We start from the raw sequence: 16,323 nt of genomic DNA, 5'->3' as shown, positions 1-16,323 counted from the left end.
TCGGAACCCCCGTGGCCCATTTGCAGGCGGGCGGGTGTGCGCGCCCTGCGGGCGGGGAACCGGGGAACCTGTTCGGCCGGGCGGTGCGAGAGGACTCCATGTGACAGCGTCGGCGTCAGCGGCGGGCGACCGGAACCCAGGTGGCGGTACGGACGCGTACGAGCCCGACCCTCGGCGGTGGCGGGCGCTCTGGGTCACCCTGGTGGCGGGGTTCATGAGCCTGCTGGACGTCACGATCGTGGCGGTGGCCCTGCCCACCGTGCAGCGCGATCTGCACGCCTCCCCCGCGCAGGTGCAGTGGGTGGTGTCCGGGTACACGCTCACCTTCGCGCTCGCCCTCGTCACCGCCGGGCGGCTCGGCGACGCCCTGGACCGGCGCCGTATCTTCCTGATGGCGCTGTGCGGCTTCGTCCTCTGCAGCGCGGCCTGTGGCGCCGCTCCGAACATCACGCTGCTGGTCGTGGCCCGTCTCGCCCAGGGTCTGGCGGCCGGTTTCATGGCGCCGCAGAACTCCGCGCTGATCCAGCAGATGTTCCGGGGCGCCGAACGCGGGCGCGCCTTCGGGTACTTCGGGGCGACCGTCGGTGTCTCCTCCGCGTCCGGCCCGCTCATCGGCGGCATGATCCTCGCGCTCGCCGACGGCCCGCAGGGGTGGCGCTGGATCTTCTACGTCAACGTCCCCATCGGCGTCCTCGCCGTTCTGCTCGGGCGCCGGCTGCTGCCGCGCACCCGGCGCTCCGGGCGGGGGCACGTGGACGTGCCGGGGGTGCTGCTCCTCGGGCTCGGCGTCCTGGCCGTCATGTATCCGCTGGTCCAGGCGGAGGCGGGCGGGCTGGGCCGGCTGTGGTGGCTGTTCCTCGTCGGCGCCGCGATCCTCGTCGTCTTCGTCCGCCGGCAGTACCGCCTCGTCGCCCGGGAGATCCGGCCGCTGCTCGATCCACGGCTGTTCACCACGGTGCGCGGCTACGCCGTGGGCGCCGGTGTCGGCACTTTGTACTTCATCGGCTTCAGCGGGGTCTGGCTGGTCTTCGCCCTCTTCTACCAGGACGGCCGGCACTTCTCGCCGTTGGAGTCCGGGCTGGCCGTGACCCCGTTCGCGCTCGGTTCGGCGGGGGCGGCGGTGATCGCGGGGCGGTTGGTGGACCGGTTCGGGCGGCTGCTGACCGTGTGCGGGCTGGCGGGGGTGATCTGCGGTCTCGGCGGAGCCGCTCTGCTGCTGCGGTTCGCGCCCCTCGACATCGCACCCTGGATCGCCGCCCCCGTGCTGTTCCTCGGCGGTATCGCCGGGGGGTTCGTGGTCTCGCCGAACATCACGATGACCCTGCGGGACGTGCCGGTGCACATGGCGGGAGCGGCCGGTGGCGCACTGCAGACCGGGCAGCGGCTCGGAGCGGCAGTGGGCACGGCCGCCCTGCCCGGCCTCTTCTATCTCGTCCTCGGCAACGGCGGCGACTACCAGAACGCGCTGGTCGTGTCCCTCGGCACCGGCATCGTCGGCATGCTGGCCTCGCTCGCCCTGGCCATGTACGACTGGGTGCGCGACCGGCGCGCGCGGGCGGCGCACGGGAAGTGCCCGGAGGAGGTCGCGAACAGCCCGGTGCACTCCCGGCTGTACTGACCGTCCGACCCCGGTGAGCCGGTAGCGGGCGGCCGCGGCCCTTCGTCCGCCCCGCCGGTCAGAGCACGGCGAGGCGGTCCACCAGCAGGTCGATCCGGCGTTCGGTGTCCTCGGGCGGGAGCCGTCGCGCCCGGGTCAGGGTGGCCAGTCCGTGCAGGGAGGCCCAGAACGTCTCGGTGAACAGCGCCGGGTGGACGCCGTCGCCCGCGACCTCGGCGAGGGTCTCCAGCAGGGCGGCGAAGGCGTCCTTGAGCTCGTCGGGGGTGTCCTCCTGGGCGAAGGCCAGGCCACCGTCGAGGTGGAACAGGGCGTCGTACACCGCCGGGTTGCGGTCGGCGAAGTCGAGGTAGGCGCGGGCGAGCGCGGCGACCCGTTCGCGCGTGCCTTCGGCGGCGGCCGTGGCGGCCCGTACCGCCACGGCCATCTGGGCGGCCCCCTGCCGGGCGACGGCGCCGATGATCTCGCGTTTGCCGCGGAAGTGGCTGTAGAGGACGGGCTGGCTGTACTCGATGCGCTCGGCGAGCCGGCGGGTGGTGACCGCGTCCCACCCCTGCTCCTCGGCGAGTTCACGGGCCGTCGCCACGATCAGGCGCTCGCGCTGCGCCCGCTCGCGTTCCTTGCGTTCCTTGACCGACATGACTCGAATCGTAGCACCGCTAGACATTCAAGCGGCAGCAGGTCTAGCGTTGACCCATCAGCTAGCATCGCTAGAAATGAGGAGGGGCCGTCATGCTCAGTGCGCTGGAAGTGGTCACCGTCGTGGTCGTCGGGCTGATGGTGGGGGTGGAGTTCGCCGTCGCCTTCGTCATGAACCCGATCTTCAACGCCCTACCCGAGGACAGCGGCCAGCTCGGCCGCGCCCATGGCGGCCGGATGCTCGGTGCCGTGATGCCGTTCTGGTACATCGGCTCGCTCGCGCTCACCGCGATCCTTGCGGCGGCCGAATGGCACGACGACGGCACCGCGCTCCTGGTCGTCGCCGGTGCCCTGCTCATCGTCAGCGTGGTCATGTCGATCGTGCTGCTCGTCCCGATCAACAACCGGGGCAAGACGTGGACGCCTGAGAACCGGCCCGCGGACTGGAAGGAGCAGACGAACCGCTGGAACCGCTACCACTACGTCCGGGTCGCCGTCATCATCGCCGCCTTCACGCTGCTGGTCGCCGCCCTCGTCTGAGGCAGGCCCCGCTGCCCACCGGGCACCCCGCGCCGAGCGGTTGGCCCCCGGGCTTTCCACACCGCGAGGGTGGTGCTACCCCCTCCCCCGCCCGGGGGGCGACCGCCATTCCGGCACCGGAGAACGGCCCGGATACTCCTCTGCATGACCTATCCCACGGTGATTCCGGCAGACCCGACCACGCAACGGCAACAGGACGAACGACGCGACGGAAGCGACTTCTCCGAATTGTCACGCCGGATAACCGAGGCCGGGCTTCTCCGGCGCCGCCCGCTGTATTACGCGGTGCGTTTCGGCGCGGTGGCCGCCGCCCTCACCGGAAGCATCGCCGCCTTTTTCGCCCTCGGGAACACATGGGGCCAACTCCTCGTCGCCGTCGCCCTGGCCGTGGTCTTCGGGCAACTCGGACTGGCCGCCCACGATCTCGCCCACCGCCAGGTCTTCTCCCGCCGGCAGCCGAGTGAGGTGGGCGGCTTCCTCGTCGCCGACCTGCTGCTCGGCATGAGCTACGGGTGGTGGATGAACAAGCACACCCGGCATCATGCGCACCCGAACCACGAGGGCAAGGACCCCGACGTGGCACCGGACATCCTCGTCTGGTCACGCCGTCAGGCCGACAAGGCGCAGGGCCTGCCCCGTTTCGTCGGAAAGCATCAGGCCGTTCTCTTCTTTCCCCTGCTGACCCTGGAGGGGCTGAACCTCAGCTTCAGCAGCTTCCGGGCGCTGCGGACGCGGTCGGTGAAACGTCCCCTGCTCGAAGGGACGCTCCTGGTGGCTCATTTCGGGCTGTATTTCGGCGCCATTTTCTCCGTCCTCTCGCCCGGTAAGGCGCTGGCCTTCATCGCGGTCCACCAGGGTCTGTTCGGCATCTATCTCGGGTCGGTGTTCGCGCCCAACCACAAGGGCATGCCGATGATCGACGAGGGGACCCGGCTGGACTTCCTGCGCCGCCAGGTCCTCACCTCACGCAACGTCCGCGGCGGCGTCCTCGTCGACGTCTTCATGGGCGGGCTCAACTACCAGATCGAGCACCACCTCTTCCCGAGCATGCCCACCCCGGCGCTCGGCCGTGCCCAGGTCATCACCGAGCGGTACTGCGCCGAACTGGGCATCCCGTACCACCAGACCGGGCTGATCGCCTCGCACCGGGAGGCGCTGCGCCACCTGCGGAGCGTCGGGGAACCCCTGCGGACCGCGCGGCGCTGACACGAGGCTTCCGGTGCAGGGCCGCTCATCGACGGATGGGCGGCCCGACCCTCGTATCTCTCCCGCCACACAGGGTTTTCCCTATGTCCCCTGGCGTGGCGGGGAGTTGGTCGAGTAGCTTCCGGCGCACATCTGTCTCACAGGGGAGTGCGCATGCGCAAGGCGCTCAGATGGCTGCTGGCGCTCACGGTGCTCATAGGCACACTGAGTACGGCCGGGGCGGCCACCGCCGCCGGGCCGGAGTCCGGCACCGCTGACATCAAGGAGAGGCTGCTCTCGATCCCGGGCATGAGCCTGATCGAGGAGAAGCCGTACACCGGGTACCGCTTCTTCGTCCTCAACTACACCCAGCCCGTCGACCACCGCAGGCCCTCCAAGGGGACGTTCCAGCAGCGGATCACCGTGCTGCACAAGGACACCGCGCGGCCGACCGTGTTCTACACCGGCGGCTACAGCGTCTCGACGACGCCGCGTCGCGCGGAGCCCACCCAGATCGTCGACGGCAACCAGGTCTCCATGGAGTACCGCTTCTTCACGCCGTCCCGGCCCGAGCCGGCCGACTGGTCGAAGCTGGACATCTGGCAGGCCGCCAGCGACCAGCACCGCATCTTCACGGCGCTCAAGAAGGTCTACGGCAAGAACTGGATCTCCACAGGCGGTTCGAAGGGCGGCATGACCGCCACCTACTACGAGCGCTTCTACCCCAAGGACATGGACGGCGTCGTCGCCTACGTCGCCCCCAACGACGTGGTGAACAAGGAGGACTCGGCCTACGACCGCTTCTTCCTGAACGTCGGCACCAAGGAGTGCCGCGACCGGCTGAACGGCGTGCAGCGCGAGGCGCTGGTGCGCCGGGAGCCGCTGGAGAAGAAGTACGCCGTCTACGCCGCCGAGAACGGCTACACCTTCAACACCGTCGGCAGCCTGGACCGGGCCTTCGAGGCCGTCGTCCTGGACTACGTGTGGGGCTTCTGGCAGTACAGCACCGTCGCCGACTGCGCGGACATCCCGGCGGACGCCAAGAACGCAACGGACGACGAGATCTGGAACTCCGTCGACACGATCTCCGGCTTCTCGTTCTACACGGACCAGGGCCTGAGCCCGTACACGCCGTACTACTACCAGGCCGGCACCCAGCTGGGCGCGCCGACCATCCACTTCCCGCACATCGAGAAGAAGTACGTCCGCTACGGCTACCAGCCGCCGCGCAACTTCGTGCCGCGCTCCATCGACATGAAGTTCCAGCCGAACGCCATGCGGGACGTCGACTCCTGGGTCCGCGGCAACGCCCGGCACATGCTGTTCGTGTACGGGCAGAACGACCCGTGGGGTGCCGAGCCGTTCCGCCTCGGCAAGGGCGCGCGTGACGCGTACGTGTTCACCGCTCCCGGCATGAACCACGGCGCGAACGTCGCCGGCCTGGTCGACCAGGAGAAGGCGCTGGCCACGGCCCGCATCCTCGACTGGGCGGACGTCGCCCCGACCACGGTGCAGGAGAACCCGGCGGCGGCGAAGCCGCTGGCGAAGTTCGACGCGAAGCTCGACAAGCGGGACGTCGAGCGGCAGCGGGCGCTGCGTCCGTAAGGCGCGAGCCGCCACTGGCGAGGGCCGTGGACCGTGGGCGCGAGAGCCCGTGGTCCACGGCCCTTCCGCGTCGGTGCTGTCACCGGGCGCGGGCCGCCCAGACCGTGCGCTCGGTGCGGACGGCGAGATCGGTGCGGTGCAGCAGGCTGTTCGGGCCGTCGGTGTCCAGGAGTTCGTCGAGGGCGGCGAGATCCTCGGGGACGAGTCCGGAGGAGGCGGCACCGCGGAGGCGCCGCAGACTGCCGTACGCGTAGCGGCCGACCGCCTCGCCACCCCCTCCTTCGAAGGTGAGCGTGCGCTCGTCCTCGACGGTGAAGCCGGCGGCGCTCAGCATCGGCCCCCAGTCGGCGCCCCGGTGCGGGAGGTGCTCGGCGTGGTGGCCGTCGATCGCGGCGTGGGCACGCTCCTCCAGCCCGGGCCGGTTCTCCGGGGCGTCGGCGGGCAGGAAGCGCGGGAATCCCGCGAGTTCGACGACCGCGAACAGGCCGCCTGGAGCGAGCAGTTCACGGACGCGGCGCAGTACGCGGTCGGGGTGGGCCATGTGGTGCAGCGAGGCGGAGGCCCACACGAGGTCCGGTGTGCCGAGCTCGGGCCAGTCGTCGCCGTCGAGGTCGGCCTGCACGGTCCGTACCCGCCCGTCCACCCCGCGGGCGCACGCCTTCTCGCGCAGGAGCCGGAGGTGCCCAGCCGAGGTGTCGACGGCGGTGACCTGCGCGTCGGGGAAGCGGTCGAGGAGCGCGAAGGTGCCGGCGCCGGTGCCGCATCCGAGATCCACGATCCGGCGCGGTTCGCTCCGCAGGGGCAGCCGGGCGGTGATGTCCGCCGTGTGCTCGGCGAACACCTCGGCGTCGAGGTCGAGGATCTCGGCTTGGTCGCTGTCGCTGTGCTGGTGAGGGTGAGCCATGGGCACGACCGTAAGAGCCTCATGCGCACATCGGAAGGCAGCTTGCCAGATACGCAAGAAGCCGGCCCCACCCGCTGCTCGCCGCGCAAGGTCGCGCAGCGTGCCGGATGTCCGTCAGTCGGCATCCGGGACGTCGGCGGCGGTGTCTCTCTGATGACCCCGGCGGGCGTCCCGGTCGAAGATGCCGAGGATGTCGCACGGTCCGCCCTCGGCGCCGATGGCGTGCGGCATCATCGTCGGGAACTCGGCGGCCTGGTTCGTCTCGATGCGGTAGCGCCGGTTGCCGAGCATGAGGACGGCCGTTCCGGAGAGGACCACGAGCCATTCGCGGCCGGGGTGCGCGCGCATCCGGGCCGGGTTGTCGGGCGGGGGCTGGGTCATCCGCTGACGCATCACGCTCATCCCGGGATCACCTTTGACGGGCCAGCGCATCGAGCCGTGGGCGGCGTCGATCATCGGGCTGATGACGACGTCGTCGGCGGCGTTCTCCACGAGCTGGTCCAGAGTCGTGTCCAGGGCGCGGGCGAGGGTGACCAGCTGGTCCAGGGCGAGGCGGCGCTGACCGTTCTCGATACGGCTCAGCGAGGACTGGCTGAGGTTGGCGCGGGTGGCCAGTTCCTCCAGCGACCAGCCCTGGGCGACCCGCAGGGCGCGGATGCGTTTGCGTACAAGGCTGTCGAGCTGCCCGTCCTCTTGCGTCATGGGCAACAGTGTATGCCCATGACGCAATAAGGGTCGACCGGCGACAGCAGGGGACGTTCGGCCCAAGCGGCGTGCGGCGGCTCGGCGGAGAGTGGAAGTGGAGACGAGGTGATGGGAGATGACCGGGACCGCGTACACCGTGAGCGATGTGATGACGCAGACGGTCGTGGCCGTCGGCCGCGACGCGCCGTTCAAGGAGATCGTGCGGACGATGGAGGAGTGGAAGGTCAGCGCCGTGCCGGTGCTGGAGGGGGAAGGGCGTGTCATCGGCGTCGTCTCCGAGGCCGACCTGCTGCCCAAGGAGGAGTTCCGTGAGGGCGAGCAGAGTCTCATCGAGCAGCGCCGGCGGCTGGCCGATCTCGCGAAGGCCGGTGCGACGACGGCCGGCGATCTCATGAGCACGCCCGCCGTCACCGTCCACCCGGACGCCACGCTCGCCCAGGCCGCCCGGATCATGGCGGTCCGGCACGTCAAGCGGCTGCCGGTGGTGGACCGTATCGGCATGCTGCGGGGGATCGTCAGCCGCGCCGATCTACTGAAGGTCTTCCTGCGGCCCGACGACGAGATCGCGGACGAGGTCCGCCGGACGGTGGTGTCCCATCTGCATCCGATCACCGGGCACTCCGTGGACGTCACCGTGCACGAGGGGGTCGTGACCCTGCGCGGGCCGGTCCGCGATACCGCGCTGGTCCCGATCGCGGTACGACTGGCGCGGGCCGTCGAAGGGGTCGTGGACGTCGACCCGCAGCTCACGGGTGCCCCGACCGCCGTCTGACGGTTCACCCGGCGGGCGCGAGCCGCCACCCGTGCGCCCGGCGAGGCGGAGAACTGGTCGGTCGCGTGGGCCAGTGCCTCGGCCTTGTCGGGGACGACGCCCACCGTGCCGTCCTCCCCCACGGCGATGTCCTTGTCGAGGGTGAACCAGCCCGGCACGATGTGCGCCGCGCCCACCGGGCACAGCGCGTAGTCGATGGCGAGCACATGGGCCGTGCTGCCGCCGGTGGCGACTGGCAGCACGGTCTTGCACACCACCGACGCCTCCACCACGGCACCGCTGCACACCCGTCTGCACCACGTCCGCGCCGACGCCCCGGAGGCGGTCGTTCGTCATCGCCCCCAGCACGCAGGAGGCGATCGTGGTCAACGTGCCGAAGCTGTACGCGCTCCCGGCCGACGGGTCCTGACGCGATCCTTCGTCCCTGGCGGTCAGCCGCGTACGTGCAGCCCGAATCCGCTGCGGCCCGCGGGCTCCAGGCCGTCCTTCAGATGCAGCGAGGGCATCTCGTAGTCACCGGAGTTCTGCGGCCGGAACGGGATCGGCTCGGTCGACTCCAGGGTGAGCAGCCGCTGCTCCCACGCCTTGGCGACGTCCGGGTAGTCCGCCTCGGTCAGCCGGTCGGCGCCGTACAGCACGAACGGGGGCAGCACCTCGATGCCCGGGTAGTACAGGATGCCGTGGTGGATCGGGAACAGCAGGTCCTCCATGGGGCCGTTGATCCCGCGCGCGGAGTAGTGCGACTCATGGCCGCCCACGGTCACCGACAGCAGCGCCCTGCGGCCCGCCAGGGTGCCCTCGCCGTACCGCTCGCCGTGCCGGGTGTCGCTGTGCTCGCCGACGCCGTAGGCGAAGTTGCGGGTGAACACCCGGTCCACCCAGCCCTTGAGGATCGCGGGCATCGAGTACCACCACAGCGGGAACTGGAGGACGATCGTGTCCGCCCACAGCAGCTTCTCCTGCTCGGCCCGGACGTCCGGGGTGAGCGTCCCGGTGTCGAAGGCCCGCCCCGAGTCCCGGACGACCTCCAGCCGGCGCAAGCCCTCGGTGCCGTAGTCCGCGGCGTCCACCACCGCCTTCCAGTTCATCGCGTACAGGTCGCTCACCCGCACCTCGTGCCCGGCGCCCTCCAGCGTGGACACCGCTAGGTCCTTCAGCGAGCCGTTGAGCGACGTCGGCTCCGGGTGGGCGTGGACGATCAGCGTCTTCATGACAACTCCCTTGTGGATCGGTCGCCTTCGATCCTGAGCGCCGCGACGGCCGCTGTTCAGGGACGCCTTGTCCAACGGACCGGACTTCCTGGTAACGGCAGGACCACCCTCACGCCGCCGGGACGTCCGGCACCGGAGCCATACTGAGGACATGGAGGATCTTGCGAGCTTCCTGCGGATCCGGCGTTCCCGCGTCGACCCGGAGACCGTCGGCATCCCCGTCGACAGCCGCCGCCGGGTCGAGGGGCTGCGCCGCGAAGAGGTCGCGCACCTGTCCGGAGTGAGCGTCGACTACTACGTACGGCTGGAACAGGGCCGCGCGACCCAGCCGTCCGAGCAGGTGCTGGACGCGCTGGCCCGCGTGCTCGGACTCGACGAGATCGAGCGGGGGCACCTCACCCGGCTCTCCTGTCAGCGCCGCCGGCGGGCGAAAGCGCCGGGCGGGCGGCTGCGCCCCGAGGTGCTGCGCGTCCTCGACCTGGTCACCGGCGCACCCGCGTTCATCATGAACCACCGCCTGGACGTGCTCGCCGGCAACCGCCTCGCCGGGCTGCTGTACGGCCGTCCGATGCCGGGGCTGAACACCGCCCGGCACATCTTCCTGGAGGAGGCCGACCGCGGTCTCTACGCGGACTGGGAGAAGTGCACCGTCGACGTGGTCGGGCATCTGCGGCTGGCCGCCGGCGAGTATCCCGACGATCCGCGCCTGGCCTCGCTGATCGGTGAACTGGCCATGGGCAGCGAGCGGTTCCGCCGTCTGTGGGCCCGCGCGGACGTCCGCGCCCGCACCCACGGCCGCAAGGCGTACCGGCATCCGCTGGTCGGGCTGCTGGAACTGCACCAGGAGAACTTCGCCCTGCCCTCCGAGGCGGGCGCGGAGCTGGCGGTGCTGTCGGCGGCCCCCGGCAGCGCCGCCGAGGACGGGCTGCGGCTGCTGGCGGGACTGGGCGCGGACGTGCCGCGGGGCGGGCAGGCGGAGCGGTGCGAGCGGGGGGACGTACGGGGGCGGAGCGGGCGTTGAGGGCGGTGGCGGGGGCGGTGTCGGTGTCGCCCCCGGGCCCCTACATCCCCCCGTCGGCCCCCTCAGTCCGCGTCGGTCGCCGCCGCCAGGATCCGGGCCAGCTCCACCGGCTGGGTGATCATGGGCCAGTGCCCGGAGTCGATGTCGGCGAACTCGACGTTCTTGGCCCGGGCCAGTTCCGGTACGTCCCCCGCCGCGATCCACTCCCGGGCCTCGGCCGGCGTGAACTCCGGACAGACGACCAACACCGGTACGTCGAAACGCCGTTCGTCCGTCAGCCGAACCACTCCCCTGGCCACCCCCGCCGGCACGGGGATCGCGGCGGCCGTGAACGCGCTGCGCGCCTGCTCGTCGAGGTCGGTGGCGTCCGGGCCTTCGAAGGGCTCCCAGCCGGGGAAGGGCATGACGCCGTCCCTCACCTCGAAGAAGTCGGCGTACGGCCGTCCGTCCTCGGCCGGGAAGCCGCCGATCAGGACGGCCCCGGCCAGCTTGTCCGGCCGCCGGTCGGCGGTCAGCCACGCCAGCGAGCAGGCCGCGGAGTGCCCCACCACCAGGACCGCGTCGGACGCCCCGTCCACGGCCGCGAGCACGGTCTCCAGCTGGTCGTCGAGGGTGGCGGACGCGTCACCCTCCCCCTGTCCCGGCAGCGTGAGCGGCACAGGGCGATGCCCGAGCCCCTCCAGCGCGGAGGCGACGCCGCCCCAGACGGATCCGTGCAGCCACAGGCCGCCGACGAGCAGGATGTCCATGATCGATTCTCCTTCTGCCGCTTGACGCACGTCACCGTAGAAGGAGATCCGGACGATCCACTGCCGGAATGCGCGACGACCACGCGGGCGGACCGACTAGCCTGCCCGCGTGCCGAACGATCCCAGCCCCACCGCGCGGGCCCTGCGCGCCCTGGAGATCCTCCAGCTCCGCCCCGGTACGACGGCGGCCGAACTCGCCGAACGGCTGGGCGTGACGGAGCGTGCCGCCCGCCGTTACGTCGAGATCCTGCGCGAAGCCGGCATCCCCGTGACGTCGGCCCGGGGGCCGCACGGTGGCTACCGGCTGGGGCGCGGGACACGTCTGCCGCCCGTGCACTTCACGCAGGCGGAGGCGCTCGGGCTGGTGATGGCGGTGCTCAGCGGTCAGCCGGGCGCGGCCGACGCCGAGGACCTGGTCAGCGCCGCCCTGGGCAAGGTCGTCAAGGCGCTGCCGGAGGGGGTCGGCCGGGAGGCGGCCCTGCTGCGGGAGTGCGCGTCGGCCGCCCCGGACCCGTACGCGACCCGGCCGGACCCGGTCATCACGAGCGAACTCGTGGGTGCCGTCGCGGCACGCCGGCGTGTGCGGATCGGGTACCGCAGCGAGGCCGGAAACGAGTGGGAGGCGGAGGTCGATCCGTGGTCCCTCGTGGTCCGCTTCGGCCGCTGGTATCTGCTGTGCCACAGCCATCGCGCGGACGCGGTCCGCACCTACCGGGTCGACCGGGTCCGTACGGTCCAGGTGACCGTGCGGCGCTTCGAACCGCCCGCGGGGCTCGATCCGGTGGCGGTGCTCGAGGAGAACCTGGGCCTCGGCTGGGAGTTCCCCACGCGTGTCGTCTTCGACCTTCCCCAGGACGAGGTGGCCCGTTGGGTCCGGCCGCCGATGGGCCGATTGGAACCGCTGGGCGGCGGCTGTGTGCTGGTGGGCAGCACACGCAACCCGGCCATGTACGCGCAGGAGTGGCTGGCGACCCTGCCCGTCGCCTTCCGCGTCGAGGGCGGGGAGGATCTGCGGACGGCGGTCGCCGCCCTCGCCACGCGCTTCACGGCCGCCGTGGACGGCCCCTGATCGGACTGCACCGCCGCGTTGTCAGTGGGGCCCGGCACGATGGGGGCATGGAACCTTCGAAGACCGTTCAGCTGCTCTGGGACCGGATGCAGGCGCGCGACTGGGCAGGCGTGGGCGCCCTGTTGGCGGACGACGTGACCGTGGACTGGCCGGTGAGCGGCGAACGCATCCGGGGCCGGGAGAACTATGTGCGCATCAACGCGGAGTACCCGGAGGGATGGTCGATCAGGGTGCTGCGCATAGTGGGGTCCGGGGACGAGGTGGTGTCGGAGGTGGAGGTGCCGCACGACTCGATGGGCACCCACCGTGTCGCGTCCTTCTGGCGGGTCCGGGGCGGCCTGATCACCGAGGGCCGCGAGTACTGGACCGAGCTGGGGGCCGACCCCTCCCCCGAGTGGCGGGCGCCCTACGTCGAACGGCTTTGAGGGGTCGTTCCCGGCCTGCGTCGAGCGTCTCTGAGGGGCCCTTCCCGGCCAGGTCCGGGAGCGAGCGTCACCGGCTCAGGAAGCTCCGTATCCGGGGCCAACTGTCCGCCTTGGCCTCGGCGTCGTCTTCCGCTGTGCCGCCCAGGTCCACCCACCGGTCCGTCGCCGGGTCGTGGACGTACCGGCCCGCTGCCTGGTACGGCACGCCGACGCCGCCGTGACCGGCTCCCTCGTAGGTGAGGGCCCGGTGCCGGGCGCCGGAGGCGTTGGTCCGCTCGGCGATGCTCGCGGCGGCGTCGGCGGAGAGCCACAACCGGTCCTTGTCGCCCGCCACGGCCAGGACCGTGCCGCGCACCCGGTCCAGCGGGATGGGGTCGAGCCGCACGGGGCGGCCCGCCCGCGTCCAGCTCACGTGGTCCTCGGCCGGTCCCGCCGCAGCGAACACGGTGCGAGTGCCCGGCGCCAGCGCCACCGCGTCCCGGATGAGTCCCGGGTAGTACTGGGCGAGCAGTTGGGCCACCTCGCTGCCGCGCGACGCGCCCACGGCTGCGAGTTTCTCCGACCCGTCACCGGACCGGCTCCGCAGGAGTCGCGCGGCCCGCACGAAGTACTCCAGCTCGATGTCGCGCAGCTCCTTCGGCCTCCCCTTCCCCTCGCAGGCGAAGTAGCAGAGGGAGAGGGCAGGATGGCCGCGGGAGGCGAGCAGGGCCGCCTCCCGGTCGAAGCCGCGGCCGCCCTCCGATCCTCCGAACAGCAGGACGGGGGCCTTGCGGGCGGCTCCGGGCGCCGGCAGGAAGAGCAGGCCGTCGACCTGGTCGTCCGCGACGGTGAGCCGGTGGTGCCGCACCCCGTCGGCCAGCCAGCGCCGGGTGACCGTCCGGTGGGCGATCTCCCGGCCGCCGCTGCGCACCGAGAGCCGTACCTCGTACGACGGCCGCCGGGTGGGTGCACCGGGGAAGAACCAGCTCTCGTCCGCCTCCCCCTTGTGCGGGCGCATCGACCAGAACAGGCCCATGCCGTCGGTCTCATGGAACGTCCCGCTGTCGGGGCGGCGCCGCGAGAGGTCCACGACGCCGTCGCCGTCGGCCGTGTACCGGGCCCGGCCGGACCAGGCCAGCCCGTCGCGGTCGACGGCACGGGACGTCACCGTCACCCGCTCGTCGGGGTGCAGCCCGGTCACACGGAGGCGCACCGGCTCGTCCACGAACGCCGTCGACTTGTCGACCTCGATACGGGCGCTCGCGCTCGCCTTCGGCGGCCCCTCCGCCGTACACGCCGCACCCGCCAGCAACGCCATCAGCACGGCACCGATCGCCGTACGCACCCCCGTACGCCTCATGCCGACAGTCTCTCCCACAAGATCGCGGGACATCAACGCCGGATCGGTCGTCCTGACAACTGTCAGGAGGGCATGTGCGCCTCCCGCGCCTAGGGTCGGCGTAGACGTCGTGCGCCGGTCGGCGCCCGCGTCCTTTCTCGGACCGTTTTTTCTCGGACCGCTTTTTCTGACCGTGGTCTCAACAGGGGGAACTGATGAGCCGCTCCATGGATCGAAGGACGTTGCTGAGGTCGGCCGGGTCCGCCGCGGTGGCCGGGTCGCTCGGCGCGCTGGGCGTCTCGGCGCTCGCAACGCCCGCGCACGCGGCACCACCCGGCACGATCAACACCGACCAGGTGTTCGTGACGACCAACCGCCTCACCCATGCCCCGAACCAAAGGGGAAGCATCACCATCGAGATCCGCTCGGGCTACTACAGCGGCTACCAGTACGGCTGGGGGCGGATCCAGGGGTCCGGCTGGGACCCGCGCGGCTGGGTCTGGCTGGACATCAGCACGGACGGCGGCCGGAGCTGGTCCTTCGCCGACGCCACCTACCTCTCGGACGGCACCGGTTACACGCACACGTCCGGGTGGCTGACGCAGGCCAACCCGAACTACGTGTTCCGGGCCAGCTACGACAGCAACCTGAACGCGGTGAACCCGTACGTCCGCAGCGGGGTCTGGTGACAGGTCCCGACCGAAGTCGGCACAAGCCCTGGCCCGGGAGCAACCATGCCCCGGGCCAGGGCTCGTCGTGACGCCGGCCGTTCAGTCAGACGGCCTTACGGCATCATCTCGTACGCCCCCGACAGCGCCTCGACGCGCTGCCAGACGCGGTCGGAGCGGTCGCCGTCGACGACCGGGCGCCGGACCGCGCCGAGCGCCCACCGCTGCTGGTCCTCGGTCGCGGAGTCCTTGCCGTGCAGTTCGACGGCGTGCGCGGAGAAGTCCCGTACGAGCACGGCGAACAGCTCGTCGAGCACGTCCTCGTCGAGGCCCGACAGCGCGGCCTGCTCCAGGACCAGCTGCCCGTGGACGACCAGCGCGAAGAGCTGTCCGACGGCGAGGAGCAGGTCGAGGTCCCGGCTCTGCTGCTCGTCCGGGGCGGCCGTACGGACGAACTCGCAGAGCGCGTCGGCCTGTTCGCGGAGGCGGGTGACGTTGGGCAGGTGGGCGTAGGTGTCGAAGGCGGGCCGCCAGTCGTGGAAGCGGACCGAGCCGAGGCCGCGGGCCGGGCCCTGCCGGAACAGGAAGTCGTCGTCGGCCGCGTCGAGGCGGGTCGGGACGGGCTCGTACGCGACCGGGTCGAGCAGGTGGTTGCGCATGAACTTCAGGATGAGGGCCAGATTGACGTGGACCGTGCCCTCCAGCTTGGGCAGCCCGCGGATCTCGACGGCGGCCTGCGCGAAGTAGTTGTCCTTCTCGAAGCCCTTGGCGGCGATGACGTCCCACATCAGGTCGATGACCTTCTCGCCCTCCGTGGTCACCTTCATCTTCGTCATCGGATTGAAGAGGAGGTAGCGGCGGTCGTCGGGGCCGGCGGTGCGGAAGTAGTCGACGGCACGGTCGCTGAACAGCTTCATGCCGACGAGCCGGACGTACGCGTCCGCCAACTCCCGGCGCACATGCGGGAACGCGGTGACGGGACGTCCGTAGAGGATGCGGTTCTGCGCGTGGGTGACGGCCTCGTACATGGCGTGCTCGCAGATGCCGATGGAGGCGGTGCACAGGTTGAACTTGCCGACGTTGACGGTGTTCAGGGCGGCGTCGAAGGCGGCCCGGCCGGTGTGCAGGACGTCTTCCGCGGCGACAGGGTAGTCCTCCAGACGGAACTCGCTGACGTACTTCGAGGAGTCGACGACGTTCTTGACCAGGTGGTACGCCGGGTGGCGGCTGTCGGCGGCGAAGAAGACATAGCCTTCGGGGCCCTCGACGTCGGTGCGGCGGCCGAAGACGGAGACGAGTCCGGCGGCGTTGCCGTTGCCTATGTAGTACTTGGAGCCGGTGGCCCGGAAGCCGCCGTCGCCGTCCGGCTCCAGGAGCATGTCGGTGGAGTAGATGTCGGCGCCGTGCGTCTTCTCGGACAGGCCGAACGCGAACACCTCACCCTGGGAGAGCAGTTCGGCGGCGCGGGCGCGGGCGGCGGTGTTGTCGCTCTGCCAGACGGGGCCGAGGCCGAGGATCGTGACCTGCCAGGCATACCAGTAGTCGAGGCCGTAGAAGCCGAGGATCTCGTTGAGCGCGGCGATCCGGGCGGTGTCCCAGCGCTTGTCGCCCTCGCCGTCGCCCGCCGCGGACGCGGGGGTGAGGAAGGTCGCGAACAGCCCCTCCTTGGCGGCGAAGGCGAGGAAGTCGCCGAGCCAGGCGCGGGTGCGGTAGTCCTCGATGATCCGGCGCTTGCCGCGCTCCTCGAACCAGTCGACGGTGGCGCGCAGCAGCCTGCGCGTCTCGGGGTCGAAGTGCGCGGGGTCGTAGGTGCGCGGGTTGAAGAGCAGCGCGTCGGCCATGGAAGCCGCCTTTCGGCTGGAAGGGGTGAGGGTGGGTCCGGGCGCCGGGGGCCCGG

Annotated in this window: 16 protein-coding genes and 1 pseudogene; 9 read left to right on the top strand and 8 right to left on the bottom strand. The window is 71.3% G+C overall.

What is annotated here, in order from left to right; all coding sequences use genetic code 11:
* The first annotated feature begins 100 nt into the window (after window positions 1-100).
* Window positions 101-1,618 carry an MFS transporter gene (locus tag DC008_RS33885; RefSeq protein ID WP_108710296.1) on the top strand — a complete coding sequence of 506 codons (1,518 nt, stop codon included), beginning with the start codon at window positions 101-103 and terminating at the stop codon, window positions 1,616-1,618.
* Between the two features lie 58 nt (window positions 1,619-1,676).
* On the opposite strand, the gene DC008_RS33880 is transcribed toward DC008_RS33885, so the two are convergent.
* On the bottom strand, window positions 1,677-2,255 hold the full coding sequence (locus DC008_RS33880) for a TetR/AcrR family transcriptional regulator (RefSeq protein ID WP_108710295.1): 579 nt from the start codon (window positions 2,253-2,255) through the stop codon (window positions 1,677-1,679).
* A gap of 92 nt (window positions 2,256-2,347) precedes the next feature.
* On the opposite strand from DC008_RS33880, the gene DC008_RS33875 reads away from it, so the two are divergent.
* The 3 genes from DC008_RS33875 to DC008_RS33865 all read left to right on the top strand — a co-directional run bounded on the left by DC008_RS33875 (window position 2,348) and on the right by DC008_RS33865 (window position 5,584).
* The gene (locus DC008_RS33875; RefSeq protein WP_108710294.1) at window positions 2,348-2,794 is read left to right on the top strand and encodes an anthrone oxygenase family protein; all 447 of its coding nucleotides are present in this window, start codon (window positions 2,348-2,350) and stop codon (window positions 2,792-2,794) included.
* A gap of 144 nt (window positions 2,795-2,938) precedes the next feature.
* Window positions 2,939-4,000, top strand: a complete 1,062-nt coding sequence (locus DC008_RS33870) for a fatty acid desaturase family protein (protein WP_108710293.1) — start codon at window positions 2,939-2,941, stop codon at window positions 3,998-4,000.
* 153 nt (window positions 4,001-4,153) lie between these two features.
* A complete protein-coding gene (locus DC008_RS33865) occupies window positions 4,154-5,584 on the top strand; it encodes a S28 family serine protease (protein ID WP_108710292.1) in 1,431 nt (476 codons plus the stop codon).
* A gap of 79 nt (window positions 5,585-5,663) precedes the next feature.
* Here DC008_RS33865 and DC008_RS33860 read toward each other — a convergent pair whose 3' ends face one another.
* Window positions 5,664-6,488, bottom strand: coding sequence for a class I SAM-dependent methyltransferase (locus tag DC008_RS33860; RefSeq protein WP_108710291.1), 825 nt, complete (start codon window positions 6,486-6,488; stop codon window positions 5,664-5,666).
* Between the two features lie 114 nt (window positions 6,489-6,602).
* The gene (locus tag DC008_RS33855; RefSeq protein ID WP_108710290.1) at window positions 6,603-7,190 is read right to left on the bottom strand and encodes an XRE family transcriptional regulator; all 588 of its coding nucleotides are present in this window, start codon (window positions 7,188-7,190) and stop codon (window positions 6,603-6,605) included.
* Between the two features lie 118 nt (window positions 7,191-7,308).
* Between DC008_RS33855 and DC008_RS33850 the strand changes: the two genes are divergently transcribed.
* Window positions 7,309-7,965 carry a CBS domain-containing protein gene (locus DC008_RS33850; RefSeq protein ID WP_108710289.1) on the top strand — a complete coding sequence of 219 codons (657 nt, stop codon included), beginning with the start codon at window positions 7,309-7,311 and terminating at the stop codon, window positions 7,963-7,965.
* Between the two features lie 14 nt (window positions 7,966-7,979).
* On the opposite strand, the pseudogene DC008_RS36155 reads toward DC008_RS33850, so the two are convergent.
* Together DC008_RS36155 and DC008_RS33840 are read right to left on the bottom strand one after the other, a co-directional pair.
* Window positions 7,980-8,213: pseudogene (locus tag DC008_RS36155) on the bottom strand (NADPH-dependent FMN reductase family protein); the annotation flags it as partial.
* Window positions 8,214-8,396: 183 nt separating this feature from the next.
* Window positions 8,397-9,176, bottom strand: coding sequence for an NAD(P)H-dependent oxidoreductase (locus DC008_RS33840; protein ID WP_108710288.1), 780 nt, complete (start codon window positions 9,174-9,176; stop codon window positions 8,397-8,399).
* Between the two features lie 151 nt (window positions 9,177-9,327).
* Between DC008_RS33840 and DC008_RS33835 the strand changes: the two genes are divergently transcribed.
* The gene (locus tag DC008_RS33835; protein WP_108710287.1) at window positions 9,328-10,197 is read left to right on the top strand and encodes a helix-turn-helix transcriptional regulator; all 870 of its coding nucleotides are present in this window, start codon (window positions 9,328-9,330) and stop codon (window positions 10,195-10,197) included.
* Window positions 10,198-10,259: 62 nt separating this feature from the next.
* Here the strand turns inward: DC008_RS33835 and DC008_RS33830 are convergent, their stop codons facing one another.
* Complete coding sequence (locus DC008_RS33830) at window positions 10,260-10,946, bottom strand: alpha/beta fold hydrolase (RefSeq protein ID WP_108710286.1); 687 nt, start codon at window positions 10,944-10,946, stop codon at window positions 10,260-10,262.
* A gap of 109 nt (window positions 10,947-11,055) precedes the next feature.
* Between DC008_RS33830 and DC008_RS33825 the strand changes: the two genes are divergently transcribed.
* Both DC008_RS33825 and DC008_RS33820 read left to right on the top strand, forming a co-directional pair.
* Window positions 11,056-12,015: a helix-turn-helix transcriptional regulator gene (locus DC008_RS33825; RefSeq protein ID WP_108710285.1), complete on the top strand. Its 960-nt coding sequence runs from the start codon at window positions 11,056-11,058 to the stop codon at window positions 12,013-12,015.
* 47 nt (window positions 12,016-12,062) lie between these two features.
* Window positions 12,063-12,440 carry a nuclear transport factor 2 family protein gene (locus DC008_RS33820; RefSeq protein ID WP_108710284.1) on the top strand — a complete coding sequence of 126 codons (378 nt, stop codon included), beginning with the start codon at window positions 12,063-12,065 and terminating at the stop codon, window positions 12,438-12,440.
* A gap of 67 nt (window positions 12,441-12,507) precedes the next feature.
* Here DC008_RS33820 and DC008_RS33815 read toward each other — a convergent pair whose 3' ends face one another.
* Window positions 12,508-13,779, bottom strand: coding sequence for an acyl-CoA thioesterase/bile acid-CoA:amino acid N-acyltransferase family protein (locus tag DC008_RS33815; RefSeq protein ID WP_108710283.1), 1,272 nt, complete (start codon window positions 13,777-13,779; stop codon window positions 12,508-12,510).
* Window positions 13,780-13,985: 206 nt separating this feature from the next.
* On the opposite strand from DC008_RS33815, the gene DC008_RS33810 reads away from it, so the two are divergent.
* Entirely contained in the window at window positions 13,986-14,447 is a 462-nt protein-coding gene (locus DC008_RS33810) for a hypothetical protein (RefSeq protein WP_123954051.1), read from the top strand.
* 95 nt (window positions 14,448-14,542) lie between these two features.
* On the opposite strand, the gene DC008_RS33805 is transcribed toward DC008_RS33810, so the two are convergent.
* Entirely contained in the window at window positions 14,543-16,267 is a 1,725-nt protein-coding gene (locus DC008_RS33805; protein WP_108710281.1) for an acyl-CoA dehydrogenase family protein, read from the bottom strand.
* Between the last annotated feature and the right edge of the window lie 56 nt (window positions 16,268-16,323).

The sequence above is a fragment of the Streptomyces nigra genome, assembly GCF_003074055.1.
GTDB lineage: Bacteria > Actinomycetota > Actinomycetes > Streptomycetales > Streptomycetaceae > Streptomyces > Streptomyces nigra.
Note: the sequence above shows the minus strand (reverse complement) of the source record. Positions and strands in the feature narration are given on the sequence as shown.